Origin of the sequence: Citrobacter sp. Cpo147, assembly GCF_030332405.1 — a bacterium.
GTDB lineage: Bacteria > Pseudomonadota > Gammaproteobacteria > Enterobacterales > Enterobacteriaceae > Citrobacter > Citrobacter portucalensis.
Genome location: NZ_JAOWHX010000025.1, coordinates 62,927 through 86,965, shown reverse-complemented (window position 1 = coordinate 86,965; position 24,039 = coordinate 62,927). Strand labels below are relative to the sequence as shown.

Below are 24,039 nucleotides of genomic sequence, written 5' to 3'. Positions count from 1 at the left end.
CGGTAGTTCAGTTGGTTAGAATACCTGCCTGTCACGCAGGGGGTCGCGGGTTCGAGTCCCGTCCGTTCCGCCACTTATTAGAAAATTAAGCCTGCTACTAAGCAGGCTTAATGATAAGAAGATTTAGGGGCGTAGCTCAGTTGGTAGAGCACCGGTCTCCAAAACCGGGTGTCGCGAGTTCGAGTCTCTCCGCCCCTGCCAGAAACAATCCTTAGCATTATTGCTAAGGATTTTTTTTTACCTGTAATTTGAGTTTTTCCTTCTTTCTATTTTACTCCCGGCATCCTTGCCAGCATTTTCCTTAATCTTCCAGAATATTCGTTCTCAGCAGATCGCAAATCAGCGCATGTTTATCGCTATTTTGCAGCCAAACTGCATATAACGGGCGTGAAAGCGTTGTACTGTCGGTAACCGTATGGAGATCGCTTTTACCTTTAGCCCAGCTGACCGGTAGCCAGCTAAAACCTTTGAGGACTGAAAGTTGCTGCCTGGCTAATTCTGCCGAACTGGTGGTAAGTACCGGCACTTCATCTCCCGCAATCAATCCAGCCTCGTGTTGCTGAAAGTCAGGTCCCCATTCCAGACGCAGATAATTCAGTTCATCTTTGGTTTGTGAAGGAGAACTGCAATAGAGCGCCAGCGTGAAATATCCCAACAGTTGGCTGCTAAATTCGTCCATTTTGGGCGTTTCGGTAGTAATCAATAGATCAAGCTGTCGTTCATGAAGCTGTTTTACTAACGACTGTCGCTGCGCGATCCTCGCTTCAAATTGCAGGCTGGATTGTGGCTCCTGGGATTGGTACAAACGCCCCAGCCAGCCATTAAGCATGCATTCCCAGAGGGATGCGCTGGCACCAATAGAAAACTCGTTATGCCGCGAGGTATTCGCAACCTCCTTACGTGCTGCTTGCCACGTATTCATCAGCGTTTCAGCGTAAGGTAATAATTTTTCACCTGCAGCGGTTAAACGGATATTGTTTCTGTGTCGGGTGAACAGGTTTACACCCAATTGATTTTCCAGTTGTCTGATCCGGAAACTAACCGCTGATTGGGTCAGATAGAGCGCTTCAGCAGCCCTGCCAAAGTGGCGTGTCCGGCTAACTTCCAGGAAAGTTTTTAACAATTCCGTATCCACAACTCGCTCCATAAAATTATTTGTCGTTATGATTTAAATCTTTTGTTTGACGCTCTGTCAAGCGTAACTAATACTCCGCGCCATAAATAGCTCGGCCAAAGAATTAGGAGCGTGCAGGATGGCGGAAAGCTTTACGACGACTAATCGATATTTCGATAATAAATATTATCCCCGCGGATTCTCCCGTCATGGTGATTTCACCATTAAAGAAGCACAACTGCTTGAGCGTCACGGTTATGCTTTCAACGAGCTGGATCTGGGCAAGCGTGAGCCGGTAACGGAAGAAGAAAAACTGTTTGTTGCGGTATGCCGTGGTGAGCGCGAACCGGTTACCGAAGCTGAACGTGTGTGGTCCAAATACATGACGCGCATTAAGCGTCCAAAACGCTTCCACACGCTGTCTGGCGGGAAACCTCAGGTGGAAGGTGCGGAAGACTACACCGAATCTGATGATTAATAAAAAAGGGCGAAAGCCCTTTTTTTATGCCAGTAGTTTCTGCAAATGAATGAGTAATCTGTCTATCGCCCGATACCCAACAGCCTCCTGTAAGTGCTGGCGAGAGATATGGTCAGATTGTTCTATATCCGCGATCGTTCGAGCGACCTTTATCAGGCGTAACCAGGCGCGGATGGATAATCCGAGATGCGCGAGCGTTTCTTCAAGCCACTGCGCATCGTCGCTACGCAATGGACAGTATTTATGGATATCCTGACTGTCCAGATGCGCATTTAACTTATTCTGCCGCTGATACTGACGCTCTCGTGCTGCCATAACGCGTTGCTTCACCGTTGTGCTATCTTCCCCTTTTACCTGGCTCTGGCTGAGTATGCCGGGCGGCGGTAAGGGGATTTCGAGGGAGAGATCGAAGCGGTCAAGAAATGGACCTGATAATCGATTGAGGTAGCGTAGTGTCTGCTCTGGGGTACAGCGGTTATGGTTCCCCTGATAATGTCCTGTTGGGCTGGGATTCATGGCAGCAATAAGCTGAAAACGCGCGGGGTAAGTTATTTTTGCCCGAGTGCGGGATAAATGAATCTGCCCGGACTCAATGGGCTCTCGCAGTGCATCCAGCGTGCGCCGCTCAAACTCGGGAAGTTCATCCAGAAACAGTATGCCGTTATGCGCCAGAGATATCTCGCCTGGCGCAGGAATAGAGCCTCCACCGACCATGGCGGTTAATGAAGCACTATGATGCGGCGAACGAAAAGGGCGTTGTTTCCACTGTTTTTGTAGCGTGTCGAAATTGACCAGACTTAGAATCGCGGCGCTTTCCAGTGCCTCATCATTGCTCAGTGGCGGTAGCAATCCTCTCAGGCGACTGGCCAGCATGGTCTTACCCGTTCCCGGCGGCCCGATGAGTAAGAGGTTATGACCGCCAGCTGCGGTAAGTTCCAGTCCGCGTTTACCTTGTTCCTGGCCGATAACATCGCTCAGATCATCTGCTAATGCGCAGGGGGTAAAATCTGCCGATGATGGTCTGTCTAAATCATGCTTACCTTCGAGAAATGCGCATACAGCCTGTAGATGATCGGCAATAAGGCACCCTTCACCGTGTATCAGTCCCACTTCAGCTGCATTCTCTTTTGCGACAATAATTCTCCTGCCTGCGCGAATAGCTTCAGTTGCACTTGATATCGCACCGGGAACGCCGCGTAACGCGCCTGTAAGCGCTAATTCGCCTACCAGCTCATATGTATCGAGGTTATGGGTTGTAAGCTGCTCAGACGCTGCCAGAAGCGCAACTGCGATAGGTAAATCATATCGTCCCCCTTCTTTCGGGAGATCGGCCGGAGCGAGGTTTATGGTTATCTTCTTCGCCGGGAATTCATAACCGCTATTAATAATCGCACTGCGAACCCGATCGCGGGCTTCTTTTACCGTTGTTTCGGGTAATCCCACCATGGTTAAACCAGGCAAACCATTACTGATATGTACCTCGATGGTAATGGCTGGCGCATTCACGCCCAGCGCAGCGCGTGTGTGAACAATCGATAGTGACATAAGCCCTCCTGATGAAAGCATTATGTCGCAATACATCGCGGCAAGATTTCACATAATTACGGTTTTTAGAGGCTTATTCCCGTGTTTTTATGTAGCTCAATACTGCTTGCATAAAGCCTGGAATAGCGCCCGCAAACGCTTTTGAATAACGTTTTTAGTAGGGAACGGGTTGCCGAGAATCACCTGAAACGTGAAATATTTTCACTTTTGATTTTTTGTATAAAAAACAATGATATTTATCTAAACCGTTAACGGCGTCAGAAAAACGAATAAAAAAATATCTTGTGTCATTTGCAAATTCTATGGTAACTCTTTAGGTATTCCTTCGAACAAGATGCAAGAAAATACAAAAATGACAGCCCTTCTACGAGTGATTAGCCTGGTCGTGATTAGCGTGGTGGTGATTATTATCCCACCGTGCGGGGCTGCACTTGGACGAGGAAAGGCTTAGAAAACAAGCCTTAACGAACTAAGACCCCCGCACCGAAAGGTCCGGGGGTTTTTTTTGACCTTAAAAACATACATGAGGAGCAGAAAGTGAGCGGTAGCATAAAATTCTGTTTCTCAAGATTTACGGCGGGGATGTAACTATGAATGGGGCACAGTGGGTGGTACATGCGTTGCGTGCACAAGGGGTTCAAACCGTCTTTGGTTATCCTGGTGGCGCAATTATGCCGGTTTACGATGCGTTGTATGACGGCGGCGTAGAACACCTGTTGTGCCGACACGAGCAGGGCGCGGCAATGGCGGCAATTGGCTATGCCCGTGCGACCGGTAAAACCGGCGTGTGTATCGCCACTTCAGGTCCTGGCGCTACCAACCTGATCACCGGCCTTGCCGATGCGCTGTTAGATTCTGTTCCTGTGGTCGCGATCACCGGTCAGGTGGCCTCACCTTTCATCGGAACGGATGCGTTCCAGGAAGTGGACGTTCTGGGTATGTCTTTGTCCTGCACCAAACACAGTTTCCTGGTGCAGTCACTGGAAGAACTGCCGCGCATCATGGCAGAGGCTTTCGCTGTGGCGAACTCCGGTCGTCCGGGTCCGGTTCTGGTTGATATCCCGAAAGACATCCAGCTGGCCAGCGGTACGCTGGAGCCGTATTTTACGACCGTCGAAAATGTAGAGGTTTTCCCGCACGCTGATGTTGAGCAGGCGCGTAAAATGCTGGCGCAGGCGCAAAAACCGATCCTGTACGTCGGTGGCGGTGTTGGTATGGCGCAGGCGGTCCCGGCCCTGCGTGAATTTATCGCGGTAACCCAAATGCCGGTCGCCTGCACGTTGAAGGGGCTGGGCGCAGTAGAAGCTGACTACCCATACTATTTGGGTATGTTGGGAATGCATGGCACTAAAGCGGCAAATTTTGCGGTGCAAGAATGTGATTTACTGATTGCAGTGGGCGCGCGTTTTGATGACCGGGTGACCGGCAAGCTGAATACCTTCGCACCGAATGCCAGCGTGATCCACATGGATATCGACCCGGCGGAAATGAACAAGCTGCGCCAGGCGCACGTCGCCCTGCAAGGTGATTTAAATTCTCTGCTGCCGGCATTGCAGCAATCTCTGAAGATTGACGCATGGCGTCAACATAGCGCTGAACTGCGCACAGAGCATACCTGGCGCTATGATCATCCCGGTGAGGCTATCTACGCGCCACTGTTGTTGAAGCAGTTGTCCGATCGCAAACCCGCGGACAGCGTAGTGACAACGGATGTTGGTCAGCATCAGATGTGGTCGGCGCAGCATATGACCTACACCCGCCCGGAAAATTTCATCACCTCGAGCGGCCTGGGTACGATGGGCTTTGGCCTGCCAGCAGCGGTTGGCGCGCAGGTTGCTCGCCCGAACGATACGGTAATCTGTATCTCCGGTGACGGTTCCTTCATGATGAATGTACAGGAACTGGGCACCGTAAAACGCAAGCAGTTGCCGCTGAAAATAGTCTTACTCGACAACCAGCGGTTAGGCATGGTGCGACAATGGCAGCAGCTGTTTTTCCAGGAACGTTATAGCGAAACCACCCTTACCGATAACCCCGATTTCCTCATGTTGGCCAGCGCCTTCGGCATACCAGGTCAACACATCACCCGTAAAGACCAGGTTGAAGCGGCACTCGACACCATGCTGAACAGCGAGGGGCCATACCTGCTTCATGTCTCAATCGACGAACTTGAGAATGTCTGGCCTCTGGTACCGCCAGGTGCCAGTAACTCAGAAATGCTGGAGAAATTATCATGATGCAACATCAGGTCGCCGTTGAGGCTCGTTTCAATCCGGAAACGTTAGAACGTGTTTTACGCGTGGTACGCCATCGTGGTTTTCAGGTGTGCTCCATGAATATGGAAGCCGCCAGCGATGCGCAAAATATAAATATCGAATTGACCGTTGCCAGCCCCCGGTCGGTCGACTTACTGTTTAGTCAGTTAAGTAAACTGGTAGACGTTGCACATGTTGCTATCTGCCAGAGCACAACCACATCACAACAAATCCGCGCCTGAGCGCAAAAGGAAGAAAAATGACGACGAAAAAAGCTGATTACATTTGGTCTAATGGCGAGATGATTCGTTGGGAAGACGCGAAGGTTCACGTGATGTCCCACGCGCTGCACTACGGTACTTCAGTATTCGAAGGCATCCGTTGCTACGATTCTCACAAAGGGCCGGTGGTGTTCCGTCATCGCGAACATATGCAGCGTTTGCGTGATTCAGCCAAGATCTATCGTTTTCCGGTTTCTCAGAGCGTTGATGAGCTGATGGAAGCTTGCCGCGAGGTGATTCGTAAAAACAATCTGACCAGCGCCTATATTCGTCCGCTGGTGTTTGTTGGCGACGTGGGGATGGGCGTTAACCCGCCAGCGGGATACACCACTGACGTGATCATCGCCGCGTTCCCGTGGGGCGCTTACCTTGGTGCAGAAGCGCTGGAGCAGGGGATCGACGCGATGGTTTCTTCCTGGAACCGCGTTGCGCCGAACACTATCCCTACCGCGGCTAAAGCAGGCGGTAACTATCTGTCTTCACTGCTGGTGGGTAGCGAAGCGCGTCGTCATGGTTATCAGGAAGGCATTGCGCTGGATGTGAATGGTTACATCTCCGAAGGTGCGGGCGAAAACCTGTTTGAAGTAAAAGACGGCATTCTGTTTACCCCGCCGTTTACCTCTTCTGCACTGCCGGGTATTACCCGTGACGCGATCATTAAGCTGGCGAAAGATCTCGATATCGAAGTGCGTGAGCAGGTGTTGTCCCGTGAATCACTGTACCTGGCCGACGAAGTGTTCATGTCCGGTACCGCGGCCGAAATCACCCCAGTACGCAGTGTCGATGGTATCCAGGTGGGCGAAGGCCGCTGCGGTCCGGTCACCAAACGCATCCAGCAGGCCTTCTTTGGCCTCTTCACCGGTGAAACGGAAGATAAATACGGCTGGTTGGATTCAGTAAACCAATAACAAAATTAATATTTCCCCAAAATAATTCACGTTGCAGGAAGACGGCAACGCAGCAAGTCCCAGGAGCTTACTGTAGTAAGTGACTGGGGTGAGCGAGGCGGTCAACGCACCTGCGGCGTGAAGTATGAAGGGGAAAGACAGACGGGAGTTAATCAAGCATGCCTAAGTATCGTTCTGCTACCACCACCCACGGCCGCAATATGGCGGGTGCCCGCGCATTGTGGCGCGCTACCGGGATGACCGATGATGACTTCGGCAAACCGATTATCGCTGTGGTGAACTCCTTTACCCAGTTTGTGCCGGGTCACGTCCACCTGCGCGATCTCGGTAAGCTGGTTGCCGAACAAATCGAAGCCTCAGGCGGCGTGGCGAAAGAGTTCAACACCATTGCTGTGGATGATGGTATCGCCATGGGCCATGGCGGCATGCTGTATTCACTGCCGTCGCGTGAGCTGATCGCTGACTCCGTTGAGTACATGGTTAACGCCCACTGCGCTGATGCGATGGTCTGCATCTCCAACTGCGACAAAATCACCCCCGGGATGTTAATGGCCTCTTTGCGCCTGAATATTCCGGTGATCTTTGTTTCCGGCGGTCCGATGGAAGCCGGGAAAACCAAGCTCTCTGACCAAATCATCAAGCTCGACCTGGTTGATGCGATGATTCAGGGGGCTGACCCGAAAGTTTCCGACTCACAAAGCGAGCAGGTTGAACGTTCCGCCTGTCCGACCTGCGGCTCCTGTTCCGGGATGTTCACCGCTAACTCGATGAACTGCCTGACTGAAGCGCTGGGCTTGTCGCAGCCGGGTAACGGTTCGCTGTTGGCGACTCACGCCGACCGTAAAGAACTGTTCCTCAACGCAGGTAAGCGCATCGTCGAGCTGACCAAACGCTATTACGAGCAGGATGATGCCTCCGCCCTGCCGCGCAACATTGCCAGCAAAGCGGCGTTTGAGAACGCCATGACGCTGGATATCGCCATGGGCGGTTCCACCAATACCGTTCTGCACCTGCTGGCGGCCGCGCAGGAAGCGGAAATCGACTTCACCATGAGTGATATCGACAAGCTGTCCCGCAAAGTCCCGCAGCTGTGTAAGGTGGCGCCGAGCACGCAGAAATACCATATGGAAGACGTACACCGCGCAGGCGGCGTTCTGGGTATTTTAGGCGAACTGGATCGTGCCGGACTGCTGAACCGCGACGTGAAAAACGTGCTGGGTCTGACTTTGCCGCAAACGCTTGATCGGTATGACGTGATGTTGACCAAAGACGACGCGGTGAAAAAAATGTTCCGTGCCGGCCCGGCCGGCATTCGTACTACCCAGGCATTCTCACAGGATTGCCGTTGGGATACGCTGGATGACGACCGCGCTGAAGGCTGCATTCGCTCGCTGGAGCACGCTTATAGCAAAGACGGCGGTCTGGCAGTTCTGTACGGTAACTTCGCGGAAAACGGCTGTATTGTAAAAACCGCAGGCGTGGATGACAGCATCCTGAAATTCACCGGCCCGGCAAAAGTGTATGAAAGCCAGGACGATGCGGTTGAAGCCATCCTCGGCGGTAAAGTGGTGGCTGGCGACGTGGTTGTCATTCGCTACGAAGGGCCGAAAGGCGGACCAGGCATGCAGGAAATGCTCTACCCAACCACCTTCCTGAAATCGATGGGCCTCGGTAAGGCTTGCGCGCTGATTACCGACGGTCGTTTCTCCGGCGGTACTTCGGGGCTTTCCATTGGTCACGTTTCTCCGGAAGCGGCCAGCGGCGGTAATATCGCGATTATCGAAGATGGTGACATGATTGCCATCGATATCCCGAATCGTGGCATTCAATTGCAACTGAGTGATGCGGAAATCGCTGCGCGCCGTGAAGCGCAGGAAGCTCGCGGTGACAAAGCCTGGACGCCAAAAGATCGTCAGCGTCAGGTCTCCTTTGCACTGCGCGCCTACGCCAGCCTGGCAACCAGTGCCGACAAAGGTGCGGTGCGCGATAAGTCGAAGCTCGGGGGATAATGATCATGGCGGATTCACAACCTCTATCCGGCGCTCCTGAGGGCGCCGAGTATCTCAGAGCGGTACTGCGTGCGCCGGTATACGAAGCGGCACAGGTAACGCCGCTACAGAAAATGGAAAAACTCTCTTCGCGCCTCGACAACGTCATTCTGGTGAAGCGCGAAGACCGTCAACCCGTTCACAGCTTCAAGCTACGCGGTGCCTATGCCATGATGGCGGGCTTGACCGAAGAACAAAAAGCGCATGGCGTCATTACCGCATCGGCTGGTAATCATGCTCAGGGCGTCGCTTTCTCCTCTGCGCGATTAGGCGTGAAGGCGCTGATTGTCATGCCAACGGCTACCGCCGATATCAAAGTCGATGCCGTTCGCGGCTTCGGCGGAGAAGTGCTGCTGCACGGCGCAAACTTTGATGAAGCCAAAGCTAAAGCGATTGAATTGTCGCAGCAGCAGGGTTTTACCTGGGTGCCGCCGTTCGATCATCCGATGGTGATTGCCGGGCAGGGCACGCTGGCGCTGGAGCTGCTCCAGCAGGACGCGCATCTCGATCGCGTTTTTGTGCCAGTTGGCGGCGGTGGTCTGGCGGCGGGCGTGGCGGTGCTGATAAAACAGCTGATGCCGCAAATCAAAGTAATTGCCGTGGAAGCGGAAGATTCGGCCTGCCTGAAAGCGGCGCTGGATGCCGGTCATCCGGTGGATCTGCCGCGTGTGGGTCTCTTTGCCGAAGGCGTGGCGGTGAAACGTATCGGCGATGAAACCTTCCGTCTGTGCCAGGAATATCTCGACGATATTATTACTGTTGATAGCGATGCTATTTGCGCGGCAATGAAAGACCTGTTCGAAGATGTGCGCGCGGTGGCGGAGCCTTCCGGGGCGCTGGCGCTGGCGGGGATGAAAAAATACATCGCCCAGCATAATATTCGCGGCGAGCGTCTGGCGCATGTTCTTTCCGGCGCTAACGTTAACTTCCACGGCCTGCGCTACGTTTCCGAACGCTGCGAGCTGGGGGAACAGCGCGAAGCCTTGCTGGCCGTGACCATCCCGGAAGAAAAGGGCAGCTTCCTTAAGTTTTGCCAACTGCTGGGCGGGCGCTCGGTGACCGAGTTTAACTACCGCTTTGCGGATGCGAAAGACGCCTGCATTTTTGTCGGTGTACGTCTGAGCCGCGGGCTGGAAGAGCGTAAGGAAATCCTGCAACTGCTCAATGAGGGCGGCTATAGCGTGGTGGATCTGTCTGATGACGAGATGGCGAAGCTACACGTGCGCTATATGGTCGGTGGACGTCCGTCGAAACCCTTACAGGAACGTCTTTATAGCTTCGAATTTCCGGAGTCGCCGGGGGCGTTGCTCAAATTCCTGCATACCCTGGGGACGCACTGGAATATTTCATTGTTCCACTATCGCAGTCACGGCACTGACTATGGTCGTGTACTGGCGGCGTTTGAGTTGGGTGAACACGAGCCTGATTTCGAAACGCGGCTGAATGAACTGGGTTATGACTGCCATGATGAAACACATAACCCGGCGTTCAGGTTCTTCCTGGCGGGTTAACGACAGCCATTAAAAAAGGGTTCATGTAAAAACATGAACCCTTTTTGCTACTGTATCAGCAGATTACAGCGTGATAACGTCGAATTCGACTTCGGTATTCACGTCAGCATCGTAATCCACACCGTCGAGGGCAAAACCGAACAGGTTCAGGAATTCCTGCTTGTATCCTGCATAGTCAGTTTCTTGCGCCAGGTTTTCGGTAGTGATCAGCGGCCACAGATCGCGACATGCCTGCTGAATGTCGTCACGCAGTTCCCAGTCATCCATACGGATACGCTGGTTGTCATCAAGCGCCACTTTATCGCCGTACAGGCTGGTGGTCATCAGACGGCTGATCTGCTCAATACAACCTTCGTGAATGCCCTGCGCTTTCATCAGCTTGAAGACCATGGAGATGTACAGCGGCATTACCGGAATCGCAGAAGATGCCTGGGTGATGACGGACTTCAGTACCGCAACGTTAGCGGAACCGTTCAGCGGTGCCAGCTGGTTACGCAGCTCACCCGCCGCGCGATCGAGGTCTTCTTTCGCTTTGCCCAGTGCGCCGTGCCAGTAGATTGGCCAGGTCAGGTCGGTACCGATGTAGGAGTAGGCTACGGTTTTCACGCCATCAGCCAGCACGCCCGCTTCGCTCAGCGCACCCATCCACAGTTCCCAGTCTTCGCCGCCCATGACGGTGACGGTGTTCTGTACTTCTTCTTCGGTAGCCGGCTCAATGCTGGCGGTGATGATCTGATCTTTATTGGTATCGATCGCTTTAGAGGTGTAAACCTCACCGATTGGCTTCAGCGCTGAACGGACGATTTCACCGGTTTTCGGCATTTTACGCACTGGGGAAGCCAGTGAGTAAACCACCAGGTCAATCTGACCCAGGTCTTCTTTGATAAGTTTGATCACTTCATCACGGCATTCGTCAGAGAACGCATCGCCGTTGATGCTTTTGGAGTACAGACCTTCACGCTTGGCCGCTTCGTCGAAAGCTGCAGAGTTATACCAGCCTGCGGAACCTGGTTTGGTATCCGTGCCCGGTTTTTCGAAAAATACGCCGATAGTGGCGGCACCGCTGCCAAAGGCGGCGGAAATTCTGGAAGCCAGACCGTAACCGGTGGAAGCACCGATCACCAGCACGCGAGACGGGCCGTTCTCGATTTTCCCGTTCTGCTTAACATACTCGATCTGCTTTTCCACGTTGACTTTGCAGCCAGTCGGATGGGTCGTTGTACAGATGAATCCACGAATTTTTGGTTTGATTATCATAATGATGGCTAATTAAGTTTGTATTTTCGCTGTCAAGTGCGCAATGACACCGTCTGTTCTGGCCTGCTTAACGCGATGGTTAACAAGCCCCCCACTACAATGGATCACGACATTATACAGAAAAGGAGCGCCAATACTGAATCTACCACTGATTTTAGACCTGACGCTGGCGCTACTCTGCGGATTTACGTTCCAGAACAATCTTCCAAAACGCGTCGATCAGCGGTTCATGCAGCCGCTTTTTCGGCGCGCAGACGCCAAGCTCGAACGGTGTTTTTTCGTCACTGCGCTCTAAAATCATCACGCGATTACGCACCGGCTCCGGGCTGTTTTCTAGCACCACTTCCGGCAGCAGCGCCACGCCGCAGCCCAGCGCCACCATTGAGACCATCGCTTCGTGGCCACCCACCGTGGCGTAAATCGATGGGTTGCTGATTTTGTGACGGCGGAACCACAGCTCGATACGGCGGCGTACCGGACCCTGATCGGCCATGATAAACGGCACCGTCGACCAGTCTGGCTTATCGACCGATACCTGATTACGCACCGGGCAGGGCAGCGCCGGAGCGATCAACACAACCGTCAGATTCTCCAGCATCGAGAACGCCACCGCGCCAGGCAGTGTTTCGGGCTTACCGGCAATCGCCAGATCGGCTTCGCCAGTGACCACTTTGTCCATCGCATCGGCGGCGTCGCCGGTGGTGAGCTTAATTTCCACCGATGGATGCTCGGCGCGGAAACGGTCAAGGATTGGCGGCAGATGGCTGTAGGCGGCAGTTACCGAACAGAAGATATGCAGTTCGCCCGACAGCGACGGCCCTTGTTGATCGAGGGTGTGGCGTAACTGTTGGTACTGCAACAGCGTCTGTTGGGCAAACACGCGCAGCTCTTCACCTGCTTCGGTCAACGTAACCGTGCGGTTATCGCGCACAAAAAGTGGCTGCCCGAGATCTTCTTCCAGCCTCTGAATCTGGCGCGAGAGCGTGGAGGGGCTAACGTGCATTGCCCGCGCGCTGCGGCCAAAGTGACGACTTTCAGCCAAATGCAGGAACATTTTCAGATCGCGTAAATCCACAGACGAGCCTCCGATTTTCTACGTTGCATAAATTGCAATGTGACGTTGTGAATATATCAATTTCCGCAATAAATTTCCTGTTGTAATGTGGATTCAATCTCGCAAATACAAATCTGCGAACCGAATAATAAGCACCACAACACAACATCACGGAGTACACCATCATGGCTAACTACTTTAATACACTGAACCTGCGCCAGCAGCTGGCACAGCTGGGTAAATGTCGCTTTATGGGCCGCGACGAATTCGCCGATGGTGCGAGCTACCTTCAGGGTAAAAAAGTGGTCATCGTCGGCTGTGGCGCTCAGGGTCTGAACCAGGGCCTGAACATGCGTGACTCCGGTCTGGATATCTCCTACGCCCTGCGTAAAGAAGCGATTGCTGAGAAGCGTGCTTCCTGGCGTAAAGCGACCGAAAACGGCTTCAAAGTGGGTACCTACGAAGAGCTGATCCCGCAGGCTGATCTGGTTGTCAACCTGACTCCAGACAAGCAGCACTCCGACGTTGTGCGTTCTGTACAGCCGCTGATGAAAGACGGCGCAGCGCTGGGTTACTCCCACGGCTTCAACATCGTGGAAGTGGGCGAGCAGATCCGTAAAGACATCACCGTCGTGATGGTGGCACCGAAATGTCCGGGTACAGAAGTGCGTGAAGAGTACAAACGTGGTTTCGGCGTACCTACGCTGATCGCCGTTCACCCGGAAAACGATCCGAAAGGCGAAGGCATGGCGATTGCTAAAGCCTGGGCTACGGCCACCGGCGGTCACCGTGCGGGCGTGCTGGAGTCCTCCTTCGTTGCGGAAGTGAAATCTGACCTGATGGGCGAGCAGACTATCCTGTGCGGTATGCTGCAGGCCGGTTCTCTGCTGTGCTTCGATAAGCTGGTGGAAGAAGGTACTGACCCGGCATATGCTGAAAAACTGATTCAGTTCGGCTGGGAAACCATTACCGAAGCGCTGAAGCAGGGCGGCATCACCCTGATGATGGACCGTCTGTCTAACCCAGCTAAGCTGCGTGCTTACGCACTGTCCGAGCAGCTGAAAGAAATTATGGCGCCGCTGTTCCAGAAACACATGGACGACATCATCTCCGGTGAATTCTCTTCCGGCATGATGGCTGACTGGGCCAACGACGATAAGAAACTGCTGACCTGGCGTGAAGAGACCGGCAAAACCGCGTTCGAAACCGCTGCCCAGTTCGACGGTAAAATCGGCGAGCAGGAATACTTTGATAAAGGCGTTCTGATGATTGCGATGGTGAAAGCGGGCGTTGAGCTGGCGTTCGAAACCATGGTGGATTCCGGCATCATCGAAGAATCTGCTTACTACGAATCACTGCACGAACTGCCGCTGATCGCCAACACTATTGCCCGTAAGCGTCTGTACGAAATGAACGTGGTTATCTCTGATACCGCAGAATACGGCAACTACCTGTTCTCTTACGCTTGCGTACCGCTGCTGAAAGAGTTCATGACCACTCTGCAGACCGGCGACCTGGGCAAAGCGATTGCCGAAGGCGCGGTAGACAACGCGCAGCTGCGTGACGTGAACGATGCGATTCGCGGCCACGCTATCGAGAAAGTGGGTCAGAAACTGCGTGGCTATATGACCGATATGAAGCGTATTGCGGTCGCAGGATAATTCCTCATAGAGGAATGGCATATCAACAGCGCTTCGTAGGCCGGATAAGCGAAGCGCTATCCGGCAAAAAAAGCCCGGTGTTTAAACACCGGGCTTTCTATTAGTTACGGTACAGTACTTTAATGATGTGGTAACCGAACTGAGTGTGCAGCGGACCGGTTGGCTCCAGCACAGGGCAGGAAAAGACCACTTTGTCGAATGCCGGAACCATCTGGCCCTGACGGAATTCGCCCAAATCACCGCCGCGTTTGCCTGATGGGCAGATGGAGTGTTTTTTCGCCAGTTTGCCGAAGTCGGCGCCGTTTTTAATCTGCTCCAGAAGATCCAGTGCCAGTTTCTCTTCTTTAACAAGGATATGCACTGCTGCTGCTGTTTTTGCCATGATCGTGCCTTGAGTGGGGTGGTTAAGGCTGGCTATACTACCACGCTGTTATTCTCCCCTCCCGACTTTCATGAGTGACCCTTTATGCGTTTGAACCCCGGACAACAACAAGCCGTCGAATTCGTCACCGGACCTTGCCTGGTGCTGGCGGGAGCGGGTTCCGGCAAGACGCGTGTTATCACCAACAAAATTGCCCATCTGATCCGTGAATGTGGCTATCAGGCACGACATATTGCGGCAGTGACCTTTACCAATAAGGCTGCGCGCGAGATGAAAGAGCGCGTGGCACAAACGCTGGGTCGTAAAGAGGCGCGTGGGTTGATGATCTCCACCTTCCACACCCTGGGACTGGATATCATTAAGCGTGAATATGCGGCGTTGGGGATGAAGTCTAACTTCTCGTTGTTTGACGATACTGACCAGGTGGCCTTGCTTAAGGAACTGACCGAAGGGCTAATCGAAGACGATAAGCTTATTCTCCAGCAGCTGATCTCGACGATCTCCAACTGGAAAAACGATCTGATGACGCCAGCGCAGGCGGCAGCCAGCGCAAAAGGCGATCGCGATCGTATTTTTGCCCACTGCTATGGTCTGTATGACGCGCATATGAAGGCGTGCAACGTCCTCGATTTTGACGATCTGATCCTGCTTCCCACGCTGCTGCTACAGCGCAATGAAGAAGTACGTGAGCGCTGGCAAAACAGAATCCGCTACCTGCTGGTGGATGAATATCAGGATACTAACACCAGCCAGTACGAGCTGGTGAAGTTGCTGGTAGGGAAACGTGCGCGCTTTACCGTCGTGGGCGATGACGATCAGTCGATCTACTCCTGGCGCGGCGCCCGTCCGCAGAACCTGGTACTGTTGAGCAAAGATTTTCCGGCTTTGCAGGTGGTGAAGCTGGAGCAAAACTACCGTTCATCAGGTCGCATCCTGAAGGCGGCGAACATCCTCATTGCGAACAATCCACACGTCTTTGAAAAGCGGCTCTTTTCCGAGTTGGGTTACGGTGCTGAGCTGAAGGTACTGAGCGCAAATAATGAAGAGCATGAAGCCGAACGTGTGACCGGGGAATTAATTGCCCATCACTTTGTGAACAAGACGCAATATAAAGACTACGCCATCCTTTATCGCGGCAACCATCAGTCGCGCGTGTTCGAAAAGTTTCTGATGCAGAACCGTATTCCGTACAAAATCTCCGGCGGAACATCGTTCTTCTCGCGTCCGGAAATTAAAGATCTGCTGGCCTACCTGCGTGTGCTGAGCAACCCGGATGACGACAGCGCATTTTTGCGCATCGTAAACACGCCAAAGCGTGAAATCGGTCCGGCTACGCTGCAAAAGTTGGGTGAATGGGCGATGACGCGTAATAAAAGCCTGTTTACCGCCAGCTTTGATATGGGGCTTAGCCAGACACTGACCGGGCGCGGGTATGACTCTCTGACCCGCTTTACGCACTGGCTGGGTGAAATTCAGCGCCTGGCGGAGCGCGAACCGGTTGCCGCTGTGCGCGATCTTATTCACGGTATTGATTACGAATCCTGGCTGTATGAAACCTCGCCGAGCCCGAAAGCGGCTGAAATGCGTATGAAAAACGTCAATACGCTGTTCAGCTGGATGACGGAGATGCTGGAAGGCAGTGAGCTGGAAGAGCCAATGACCCTGACCCAGGTCGTTACCCGCTTTACTCTGCGCGACATGATGGAACGTGGAGAGAGTGAAGAAGAGCTGGATCAGGTGCAATTGATGACGCTGCATGCCTCCAAAGGGCTGGAGTTCCCGTACGTGTTTATGGTGGGAATGGAAGAAGGATTTTTGCCGCACCAGAGCAGTATCGATGAAGACAATATCGACGAAGAACGTCGTCTGGCTTACGTAGGGATTACGCGTGCACAGAAAGAACTCATCTTCACGCTGTGTAAAGAGCGTCGTCAGTACGGTGAGCTGGTGCGTCCGGAACCGAGTCGTTTCCTGCTGGAGCTGCCACAGGATGACGTTATCTGGGAGCAAGAGCGTAAAGTGGTGAGCGCTGAGGAGCGGATGCAAAAAGGGCAGGCCAGCATCGCTAATATTCGGGCAATGATGGCGAAAGCCAAAGCGAAGTAGGTATTTTGTAGGCCGGATACGTGTAAACGCGCGCTATCCGGCAACCAACATCTAATGAACGTCCAGTGGCCAGTGGACATAGCTTTGCCACTGACTTTCCTGATCGATTAACTCTTTACCCAGCGGATGATGTTCCAGCCAGCCTTCTGGTAGCGTGACCGTCAGGTGCTCGTTTCTTGCATCCATTTGAATTTCCGGCACAAGATCGTCACGGCGACGGCTGGCGAAGATGATCGCCAAACGTAGCAAACGGCAAAGATGCTCTGCGATGCGCGGTGGCACTGCGTTTTGCTGGTGGAGCGAAGAGAGATCGACGGGATTGGTCTGGTTGAGTAACAGCGTTGCTAGCAGTTTCTTTTGCGCAGGGGTAAAACCCGGGAGATCGAGATTGCGCACCAGATAAGCGGCATGCTGTGGTGCCTGTTTAAAATCAACGCTTAGGCCAATTTCATGCAGCTGACAGGCACTAATCAGTAGTTCGCGGCTAATCGGTTCAAGATGCCACTTTTTTTCTACCTGATCGAGAAATTTAGTCGCTAAATTAGCAACGCGATGTGCTTGCTCTGTATCGACCATAAAGCGACGCTGGATATTGCGTAATGTGCGGCTACGAATATCCTGATCCACCGCCAGGTGCAGCATACCGTAGACCAGACCTTCACGTAATGCGCCGCCGGCCAGGGTCATGCATTGAATGTTCAGTTCGGTGAAAATAGCAATCAGAATGGCCAGCCCGCTGGGGAAAACCAGCGCACGTTCCAGCGTTAACCCTTCGATTTCCAGCTCTTCCAGACGACCGCAGTGAATGGCACGCTGCTTAAGCTGCTGAAGTTTGGCCAGCGTAATGCGCTCATCCATGCCCTGCGCCATCATGATTTCCTGCAACGCCTGGACGGTACCAGAGGCACCAACGCAAACTTTCCAGCCATGAAAACGCAGTTTGTCGGCGACCGGGCGCAGAACTTCACGTGCGGCCTTCTCTGCCTCGTCAAAGTTTTCCTGTGCCAGATTACGATCGGTAAAATAGCGTTCGAGCCAGGTGACGCAGCCCATCGACAGGCTGAACAGAGAGGTGGTTTGTGCGCCGGAACCGGTGACTAATTCAGTGCTGGCGCCACCAATATCCACAACCAGACGCTGATCGGCACCGCCGGTTGTGTGGGCTACACCTTGATAAATCAGTCGCGCTTCTTCTTCACCGCTAATTACCTGGACAGGGCAGCCAAGGATCTCTTGCGCTTTGGCAATAAACACATCGGCATTTACGGCGATGCGTAATGTTGCCGTGGCGACCACGCGGATTTGTGGATGCGGAATATCCTGCAGACGTTCTGCAAACAAGCGCAAGCATTGCCAGCCGCGCTCCATCGCTTCAACAGAGAGCTCGTTGTCACCGTTGAGTCCAGCGGCCAGACGCACTTTGCGTTTGATACGCGTGAGCGTCTGGATGCTTCCTGCCACCTCGCGTACAACCAGCATATGAAAACTATTCGAGCCGAGATCGATTGCCGCATACAGCGAAGTAGAATTCATACACTTCATCCTTCAACCTGTATCTGTGTTGGCTGCGTTCTCTCACCCGAATAACTTACTAAAGTAAGCTCATCGGGATTCGTTTTCTTGCCGCCTTGATACAGGCTGAATGATTTTGTGTATGGCATAACTTTTCTTAACCTGAACGACGACGATTACGCGGAGCACCACCGGTACGGCGTGGGCCATTGCCTGTACGCGGGCGCGTTAAGCGCAACGGCTTCGGCAGATCGGTCATCAGCGCATCCGGGTTATATTTGCTTACCGGAATCGAGTGGCCGATATAGGTCTCGATTGCGGGTAAATTCAGCGCGTACTCTTCACAGGCCAGGCTGATAGAGTGACCGCTTGCGCCAGCACGTCCGGTACGACCGATTCGGTGAACGTAATCTTCACAGTCATCCGGCAGGTCATAGTTAAATACGTGCGTTACAGCTGGAATATGCAGGCCACGCGCAGCGACATCCGTCGCAACGAGAATGTCGAGATCGCCACGGGTGAACTCATCAAGAATACGCAGACGTTTTTTCTGTGCTACGTCACCGGTCAGCAGACCGACGCGATGACCGTCCGCAGCAAGGCTGCCCCAGATATCTTCACAACGATGCTTGGTGTTAGCAAAAACAATGGCGCGATCTGGCCACTCTTCTTCAATCAGCGTTTGCAGCAAACGCATTTTCTCTTCGTTGGAAGGGTAGAAGAGCTCTTCTTTAATGCGGTGGCCTGTTTTCTGTTCCGGTTCGACTTCAACGTACTCAGCGTTATTCATCTGTTCGAACGCCAGTTCGCGAACGCGGTATGAGAGGGTTGCAGAAAACAGCATGTTCAGACGTTGGGTGGTTGGCGGCATACGACGGAACAGCCAACGGATATCTTTAATAAAGCCCAGATCGTACATACGATCGGCTTCATCCAGCACCACGACCTGAATCGCGCCCAGATTAATGTGGTTCTGTTTTGCATAGTCGATGAGACGACCGGTCGTGCCGATAAGAATATCGACGCCGCTTTCCAGCACTTTCAGTTGTTTATCATAACCGTCGCCGCCATACGCCAGGCCTAATTTCAGACCCGTGGTCTGTGCCAGCGGCTCGGCATCGGCGTGGATCTGCACGGCTAACTCACGCGTTGGTGCCATAATTAACGCACGCGGTTGGTTCACCTTGCGATCGGCAATCGCGGGATGAGAGAGAAGATAATGAAACGTTGACGTCAGGAACGCCATCGTTTTTCCGGTACCGGTTTGCGCCTGCCCGGCAACATCACGACCAGCCAGCGTTAGCGGCAGCGCGAGGGCCTGAATGGGCGTGCAGTTATGAAAGCCTTTGTTTTCAAGGGCTTCTATCACCTTTGGGTGCAGGGCGAAGTCGGAAAACTTCTGTTCTGTTAAATGTGTTTTGCTCATAGTGTGGTAGAATATCAGCTTACTATTGCTTTACGAAAGCGTATCCGGTGAAATAAAGTCAACCTTTAGTTGGTTAATGCTACATCAACACGTCGTTGATTAATGCTACACCAATGCACCAGGCTTATTCCTGTGGAGTTATTATGAGCGATAAAATTATTCACCTGACTGACGACAGTTTTGACACGGATGTACTCAAAGCGGACGGAGCAATCCTCGTTGATTTCTGGGCAGAGTGGTGCGGTCCGTGCAAAATGATCGCTCCGATTCTGGATGAAATCGCTGACGAATATCAGGGCAAACTGACGGTTGCTAAACTGAACATTGACCAAAACCCAGGCACCGCGCCGAAGTATGGTATCCGTGGCATCCCGACCCTGCTGCTGTTTAAAAACGGTGAAGTTGCGGCGACGAAAGTCGGCGCGCTGTCCAAAGGTCAGTTGAAAGAATTCCTCGACGCTAATTTAGCGTAAGGAAGTCTCATGATCGGGCGACCCTACTTCGAAATGATTCGGATGACTGGACGCCCGACTTGAGTCGTGCTAAGTTAGTGTTGACTTCGTATTAAACATACCTTATTAAGTTTGAATCTAGTTATATCCAATACTTCCCGTTGTTTCTCGCGCGAGAAGTGGACAGATTCCTGGCTTGTCACTCAATCCGTCTTGTCGTTTCAGTTCTGCGTACTTTCCTGTGACCAGACAGCGAACAGACATGAGTTGATGGCCGTAAACAGGCATGGATGACCCTGCCATACCATTCACAACATTAAGTTCGAGATTTACCCCAAGTTTAAGAACTCACACCATTATGAATCTTACCGAATTAAAGAATACGCCGGTTTCTGAGCTGATCACTCTCGGCGAAAATATGGGCCTTGAAAACCTGGCTCGTATGCGCAAGCAGGACATTATTTTTGCCATCCTGAAGCAGCACGCAAAGAGTGGCGAAGATATCTTTGGTGACGGTGTGCTGGAGATATTGCAGGATGGATTTGGTTTCCTCCGCTCTGCAGACAGCTCCTACCTCGCCGGTCCTGATGACATCTACGTTTCTCCCAGCCAAATCCGCCGTTTCAACCTCCGCACTGGTGATACCATTTCTGGTAAGATTCGCCCGCCAAAAGAAGGTGAACGCTACTTTGCGCTGTTGAAAGTTAACGAAGTTAACTACGACAAACCAGAAAACGCCCGTAACAAAATCCTCTTTGAGAACTTAACGCCGCTGCACGCAAACTCTCGTCTGCGTATGGAACGTGGTAACGGTTCTACTGAAGACTTAACGGCGCGTGTACTGGATCTGGCATCGCCGATCGGTCGTGGCCAACGTGGTCTGATTGTTGCTCCGCCGAAAGCGGGTAAAACCATGCTGCTGCAGAACATCGCGCAGAGCATTGCATACAATCATCCTGACTGCGTGCTGATGGTGCTGCTGATTGACGAACGTCCGGAAGAAGTTACCGAGATGCAGCGTCTGGTGAAAGGTGAAGTGGTTGCCTCTACCTTTGACGAACCAGCCTCCCGTCACGTTCAGGTTGCGGAAATGGTTATCGAGAAGGCGAAACGTCTGGTTGAACACAAGAAAGACGTTATCATTCTGCTTGACTCCATCACCCGTCTGGCGCGTGCATATAACACCGTGGTTCCGGCTTCCGGTAAAGTACTGACCGGTGGTGTGGACGCCAACGCCCTGCATCGTCCTAAGCGTTTCTTTGGTGCTGCACGTAACGTGGAAGAGGGCGGTAGCCTGACAATTATCGCGACTGCGCTGATTGATACCGGCTCTAAAATGGATGAAGTTATCTACGAAGAGTTTAAAGGTACCGGCAACATGGAACTGCATCTCTCTCGTAAGATTGCTGAAAAACGCGTCTTCCCGGCTATCGACTACAACCGTTCCGGTACCCGTAAAGAAGAGCTGCTCACCACCCAGGAAGAGCTGCAGAAAATGTGGATCCTGCGCAAAATCATCCATCCGATGGGTGAAATCGACGCAATGGAATTCCTCATTAACAAACTGGCGATGACCAAGACCAACGACGACTTCTTCGATATGATGAAGCGCTCCTGATTCGGGCATCATCTGAAAACGCCACGTTTTTACGTGGCGTTTTGCTTTTGTGGATGTAATCTTAACGACACAATAATAATAATCCGGTATGACATACCGCCTGGCGACGAAGGGTTGTAATTCGTATTTTGTGGTTAATAATCATACAGAACCACCTGATATGGAATCGGGTTTCTCTTCTGAATAATCGCCTGGATGGTTATACTTCATATATTGATATTCTTTGAGAGTATGTATAGTGAATTTACTGACAGCAAGTACTGATCTCATCAGTATTTTTTTATTCACAACGCTGTTTCTTTTCTTTGCCCGTAAGGTTGCGAAAAAGATAGGATTGGTGGATAAACCCAACTTCCGCAAACGTCATCAGGGACTGATTCCGTTGGTTGGGGGGATTTCGGTTTACGCAGGCATTTGCTTTACGTTCCTCATCGCCGATTATTATATCCCGCATGCAACTCTCTACCTGGCTTGTGCCGGTGTACTGGTGTTTATCGGTGCGCTGGACGACCGCTTTGATATCAGTGTAAAAATCCGTGCGACCATCCAGGCTATCATCGGCATCATTATGATGGCGGTAGGTAAGCTCTATCTGTTGAGCCTTGGGTTCATTTTTGGCCCTTGGGAGATGGTGCTCGGTCCTTTTGGCTATTTCCTTACCCTTTTCGCCGTTTGGGCTGCAATTAACGCCTTTAACATGGTGGATGGGATTGATGGTCTGTTAGGCGGGCTATCCAGCGTATCATTCGCCGCAATGGGGCTTATCTTGTGGTTTGACGGCCAGACAAGCCTGGCTATCTGGTGTTTTGCCATGATCGCCGCCATTCTGCCTTACATCATGCTGAACCTGGGTATTCTCGGACGGCGCTATAAGGTCTTTATGGGCGATGCGGGGAGTACGCTGATTGGCTTTACGGTCATCTGGATCCTGCTGGAGACCACTCAAGGTAAAACGCATCCTATTAGTCCGGTCACCGCACTGTGGATTATTGCTATTCCGTTAATGGATATGGTTGCGATCATGTATCGTCGTTTACGTAAAGGCATGAGCCCTTTCTCCCCGGACCGTCAACATATTCACCATTTAATCATGCGTGCCGGGTTTACCTCCCGACAGGCTTTTGTCCTGATTACACTGGCTGCTGCGATCCTGGCTTCTATCGGCGTGTTGGCTGAATATTCTCGGGTCGTTCCGGAATGGGTGATGCTGGTGCTCTTTTTACTGGCATTTGTCTTGTACGACTATTGTATTAAACGTGCCTGGAAGGTAGCGAGATTTATCAAACGCTGGAAGCGCAAGTTGCGTAGAAACCGTGACAGTAAACCAAACTTAACCAAATAAATTGAGGGTACGATGACACAACCATTACCGGGGGAACATGCCATGAGCGCTGAAAATGAACTGGACATCCGTGGGTTGTTTCGTACTTTGTGGACAGGGAAGGTGTGGATCGTCGGTATGGCTCTCGCCTTCGCGTTAGTCGCTCTCGCCTATACGTTTTTTGCTCGTCAGGAGTGGAGCGCGACGGCGATTTCAGACAGGCCAACGGTTAATATGTTGGGCGGCTATTACTCTCAGCAGCAGTTCTTACGTAACCTGGACATCAAGGCCAGTCTTGCATCTGCGGATCAGCCGTCAGTGATGGATGAGGCCTATAAAGAATTTATCATGCAGCTTGCCTCATGGGATACGCGCCGTGAATTCTGGCAGCAGACTGATTATTACAAGCAACGTATGGTGGGTAACAGTAAAGCCGATGCGGCGATGCTGGATGAACTGATTAATAACATTCAGTTTATGCCCGGCGATGCGGTTCGTAATACCAATGACAGCGTGAAGCTGATTGCCGAAACGGCACCTGATGCCAACAATCTGTTGCGTCAGTACGTCGCGTTTGCCAGTCAGCGTGCGGCGCGTCATCTGAACGACGAGTTAAAGGGAGCCTGGGCTGCGCGCACTGTGCAAATGAAGGCGCAGGTTAAACGCCAGGAAGAAGTGGCGAAATCGATTTTCTCTCGCCGAGTTCACAACATTGAGCAGGCTCTCAAAATTGCTGAACAGCATAATATTTCGCGTACTTCCACTGACGTTCCGGCTGAAGAGCTACCCGATTCTGAACTGTTTTTGCTTGGACGTCCTATGCTGCAGGCACGACTCGAAAACCTGCAATCTGTTGGTCCCGATTTCGATCTGGACTACTTCCAAAACCGAGCCATGCTTAACACACTGAACGTTGGGCCAACTCTGGATCCGCGTTTTCAGACCTATCGTTATTTGCGTACGCCGGAGGAACCGGTAAAACGTGACAGCCCTCGTCGTGCCTTCCTGATGATTATGTGGGGCATCGTTGGGGCTCTGATCGGTGCCGGTGTCGCGTTAACCCGTCGCCGCACGATTTAGCAATATCGTTGCAGTGAGGGGCTGGGCCCT

General features: G+C 52.4%; 21 protein-coding genes and 1 tRNA gene. 15 read left to right on the top strand and 7 right to left on the bottom strand.

Annotation, left to right across the window (positions count from 1 at the left end; all coding sequences use genetic code 11):
* Positions 1-125: 125 nt before the first annotated feature.
* A tRNA-Trp gene (locus tag OGY06_RS00915) sits at positions 126-201 on the top strand.
* Between the two features lie 100 nt (positions 202-301).
* On the opposite strand, the gene hdfR is transcribed toward OGY06_RS00915, so the two are convergent.
* Positions 302-1,147, bottom strand: coding sequence for an HTH-type transcriptional regulator HdfR (gene hdfR, locus OGY06_RS00910; protein ID WP_008787063.1), 846 nt, complete (start codon positions 1,145-1,147; stop codon positions 302-304).
* A 106-nt stretch (positions 1,148-1,253) separates the two neighbouring features.
* Between hdfR and maoP the strand changes: the two genes are divergently transcribed.
* Positions 1,254-1,592 (top strand): macrodomain Ori organization protein MaoP, encoded by a 339-nt coding sequence (maoP, locus tag OGY06_RS00905; protein ID WP_003018025.1) that lies wholly within the window; start codon positions 1,254-1,256, stop codon positions 1,590-1,592.
* Between the two features lie 24 nt (positions 1,593-1,616).
* On the opposite strand, the gene OGY06_RS00900 is transcribed toward maoP, so the two are convergent.
* Positions 1,617-3,137: a YifB family Mg chelatase-like AAA ATPase gene (locus OGY06_RS00900; RefSeq protein ID WP_286604466.1), complete on the bottom strand. Its 1,521-nt coding sequence runs from the start codon at positions 3,135-3,137 to the stop codon at positions 1,617-1,619.
* 352 nt (positions 3,138-3,489) lie between these two features.
* Here OGY06_RS00900 and ilvL point away from each other — a divergent pair, with 352 nt between their 5' ends.
* The 6 genes from ilvL (at position 3,490) to ilvA (ending at position 10,140) form a co-directional block, all read left to right on the top strand.
* Positions 3,490-3,588, top strand: coding sequence for an ilv operon leader peptide (gene ilvL / locus OGY06_RS00895; protein ID WP_001311244.1), 99 nt, complete (start codon positions 3,490-3,492; stop codon positions 3,586-3,588).
* 139 nt (positions 3,589-3,727) lie between these two features.
* A complete protein-coding gene (gene ilvG / locus OGY06_RS00890) occupies positions 3,728-5,374 on the top strand; it encodes an acetolactate synthase 2 catalytic subunit (protein ID WP_003829032.1) in 1,647 nt (548 codons plus the stop codon).
* Positions 5,371-5,634, top strand: a complete 264-nt coding sequence (ilvM, locus tag OGY06_RS00885) for an acetolactate synthase 2 small subunit (protein WP_003018017.1) — start codon at positions 5,371-5,373, stop codon at positions 5,632-5,634. The genes ilvG and ilvM overlap by 4 nt, the downstream gene beginning before the upstream one ends.
* A gap of 17 nt (positions 5,635-5,651) precedes the next feature.
* Entirely contained in the window at positions 5,652-6,581 is a 930-nt protein-coding gene (locus OGY06_RS00880) for a branched-chain amino acid transaminase (RefSeq protein ID WP_003829030.1), read from the top strand.
* Between the two features lie 158 nt (positions 6,582-6,739).
* Positions 6,740-8,590: a dihydroxy-acid dehydratase gene (gene ilvD, locus OGY06_RS00875; protein WP_003829028.1), complete on the top strand. Its 1,851-nt coding sequence runs from the start codon at positions 6,740-6,742 to the stop codon at positions 8,588-8,590.
* A 5-nt stretch (positions 8,591-8,595) separates the two neighbouring features.
* Positions 8,596-10,140 (top strand): threonine ammonia-lyase, biosynthetic, encoded by a 1,545-nt coding sequence (gene ilvA / locus OGY06_RS00870; protein WP_003018007.1) that lies wholly within the window; start codon positions 8,596-8,598, stop codon positions 10,138-10,140.
* 63 nt (positions 10,141-10,203) lie between these two features.
* Here the strand turns inward: ilvA and fabV are convergent, their stop codons facing one another.
* Together fabV and ilvY are read right to left on the bottom strand one after the other, a co-directional pair.
* Positions 10,204-11,397 (bottom strand): enoyl-ACP reductase FabV, encoded by a 1,194-nt coding sequence (gene fabV / locus OGY06_RS00865; RefSeq protein WP_286604464.1) that lies wholly within the window; start codon positions 11,395-11,397, stop codon positions 10,204-10,206.
* A gap of 172 nt (positions 11,398-11,569) precedes the next feature.
* Entirely contained in the window at positions 11,570-12,472 is a 903-nt protein-coding gene (gene ilvY, locus OGY06_RS00860) for an HTH-type transcriptional activator IlvY (protein ID WP_003829023.1), read from the bottom strand.
* A 164-nt stretch (positions 12,473-12,636) separates the two neighbouring features.
* Between ilvY and ilvC the strand changes: the two genes are divergently transcribed.
* Complete coding sequence (gene ilvC, locus OGY06_RS00855) at positions 12,637-14,112, top strand: ketol-acid reductoisomerase (protein WP_164563287.1); 1,476 nt, start codon at positions 12,637-12,639, stop codon at positions 14,110-14,112.
* 100 nt (positions 14,113-14,212) lie between these two features.
* Here the strand turns inward: ilvC and ppiC are convergent, their stop codons facing one another.
* Positions 14,213-14,494, bottom strand: coding sequence for a peptidylprolyl isomerase PpiC (ppiC, locus tag OGY06_RS00850; protein ID WP_003017999.1), 282 nt, complete (start codon positions 14,492-14,494; stop codon positions 14,213-14,215).
* Positions 14,495-14,578: 84 nt separating this feature from the next.
* Between ppiC and rep the strand changes: the two genes are divergently transcribed.
* Positions 14,579-16,600 (top strand): DNA helicase Rep, encoded by a 2,022-nt coding sequence (gene rep / locus OGY06_RS00845; protein ID WP_164563286.1) that lies wholly within the window; start codon positions 14,579-14,581, stop codon positions 16,598-16,600.
* Positions 16,601-16,651: 51 nt separating this feature from the next.
* On the opposite strand, the gene gppA is transcribed toward rep, so the two are convergent.
* Positions 16,652-18,133, bottom strand: coding sequence for a guanosine-5'-triphosphate,3'-diphosphate diphosphatase (gene gppA, locus OGY06_RS00840; RefSeq protein WP_003829016.1), 1,482 nt, complete (start codon positions 18,131-18,133; stop codon positions 16,652-16,654).
* A gap of 136 nt (positions 18,134-18,269) precedes the next feature.
* Positions 18,270-19,538, bottom strand: coding sequence for an ATP-dependent RNA helicase RhlB (rhlB, locus tag OGY06_RS00835; protein ID WP_003829013.1), 1,269 nt, complete (start codon positions 19,536-19,538; stop codon positions 18,270-18,272).
* Positions 19,539-19,681: 143 nt separating this feature from the next.
* On the opposite strand from rhlB, the gene trxA reads away from it, so the two are divergent.
* The 5 genes from trxA to wzzE all read left to right on the top strand — a co-directional run bounded on the left by trxA (position 19,682) and on the right by wzzE (position 24,009).
* The gene (trxA, locus tag OGY06_RS00830; RefSeq protein ID WP_001280776.1) at positions 19,682-20,011 is read left to right on the top strand and encodes a thioredoxin TrxA; all 330 of its coding nucleotides are present in this window, start codon (positions 19,682-19,684) and stop codon (positions 20,009-20,011) included.
* A 130-nt stretch (positions 20,012-20,141) separates the two neighbouring features.
* On the top strand, positions 20,142-20,261 hold the full coding sequence (locus OGY06_RS00825; protein ID WP_049259789.1) for a rho operon leader peptide: 120 nt from the start codon (positions 20,142-20,144) through the stop codon (positions 20,259-20,261).
* Between the two features lie 87 nt (positions 20,262-20,348).
* A complete protein-coding gene (gene rho / locus OGY06_RS00820) occupies positions 20,349-21,608 on the top strand; it encodes a transcription termination factor Rho (protein WP_002437993.1) in 1,260 nt (419 codons plus the stop codon).
* 238 nt (positions 21,609-21,846) lie between these two features.
* A complete protein-coding gene (gene wecA / locus OGY06_RS00815) occupies positions 21,847-22,950 on the top strand; it encodes a UDP-N-acetylglucosamine--undecaprenyl-phosphate N-acetylglucosaminephosphotransferase (protein ID WP_032945680.1) in 1,104 nt (367 codons plus the stop codon).
* 12 nt (positions 22,951-22,962) lie between these two features.
* Positions 22,963-24,009, top strand: a complete 1,047-nt coding sequence (gene wzzE, locus OGY06_RS00810) for an ECA polysaccharide chain length modulation protein (RefSeq protein ID WP_003829003.1) — start codon at positions 22,963-22,965, stop codon at positions 24,007-24,009.
* The last annotated feature ends 30 nt before the right edge of the window (positions 24,010-24,039 follow it).

Coding starts and splice junctions, on each gene's coding strand:
- hdfR (WP_008787063.1), bottom strand. CDS start 1,147: ATGGAGCGAGTTGTGGATACGGAATTGTTAAAAACTTTCCTGGAAGTT.
- maoP (WP_003018025.1), top strand. CDS start 1,254: ATGGCGGAAAGCTTTACGACGACTAATCGATATTTCGATAATAAATAT.
- OGY06_RS00900 (WP_286604466.1), bottom strand. CDS start 3,137: ATGTCACTATCGATTGTTCACACACGCGCTGCGCTGGGCGTGAATGCG.
- ilvL (WP_001311244.1), top strand. CDS start 3,490: ATGACAGCCCTTCTACGAGTGATTAGCCTGGTCGTGATTAGCGTGGTG.
- ilvG (WP_003829032.1), top strand. CDS start 3,728: ATGAATGGGGCACAGTGGGTGGTACATGCGTTGCGTGCACAAGGGGTT.
- ilvM (WP_003018017.1), top strand. CDS start 5,371: ATGATGCAACATCAGGTCGCCGTTGAGGCTCGTTTCAATCCGGAAACG.
- OGY06_RS00880 (WP_003829030.1), top strand. CDS start 5,652: ATGACGACGAAAAAAGCTGATTACATTTGGTCTAATGGCGAGATGATT.
- ilvD (WP_003829028.1), top strand. CDS start 6,740: ATGCCTAAGTATCGTTCTGCTACCACCACCCACGGCCGCAATATGGCG.
- ilvA (WP_003018007.1), top strand. CDS start 8,596: ATGGCGGATTCACAACCTCTATCCGGCGCTCCTGAGGGCGCCGAGTAT.
- fabV (WP_286604464.1), bottom strand. CDS start 11,397: ATGATAATCAAACCAAAAATTCGTGGATTCATCTGTACAACGACCCAT.
- ilvC (WP_164563287.1), top strand. CDS start 12,637: ATGGCTAACTACTTTAATACACTGAACCTGCGCCAGCAGCTGGCACAG.
- ppiC (WP_003017999.1), bottom strand. CDS start 14,494: ATGGCAAAAACAGCAGCAGCAGTGCATATCCTTGTTAAAGAAGAGAAA.
- rep (WP_164563286.1), top strand. CDS start 14,579: ATGCGTTTGAACCCCGGACAACAACAAGCCGTCGAATTCGTCACCGGA.
- gppA (WP_003829016.1), bottom strand. CDS start 18,133: ATGAATTCTACTTCGCTGTATGCGGCAATCGATCTCGGCTCGAATAGT.
- rhlB (WP_003829013.1), bottom strand. CDS start 19,538: ATGAGCAAAACACATTTAACAGAACAGAAGTTTTCCGACTTCGCCCTG.
- trxA (WP_001280776.1), top strand. CDS start 19,682: ATGAGCGATAAAATTATTCACCTGACTGACGACAGTTTTGACACGGAT.
- rho (WP_002437993.1), top strand. CDS start 20,349: ATGAATCTTACCGAATTAAAGAATACGCCGGTTTCTGAGCTGATCACT.
- wzzE (WP_003829003.1), top strand. CDS start 22,963: ATGACACAACCATTACCGGGGGAACATGCCATGAGCGCTGAAAATGAA.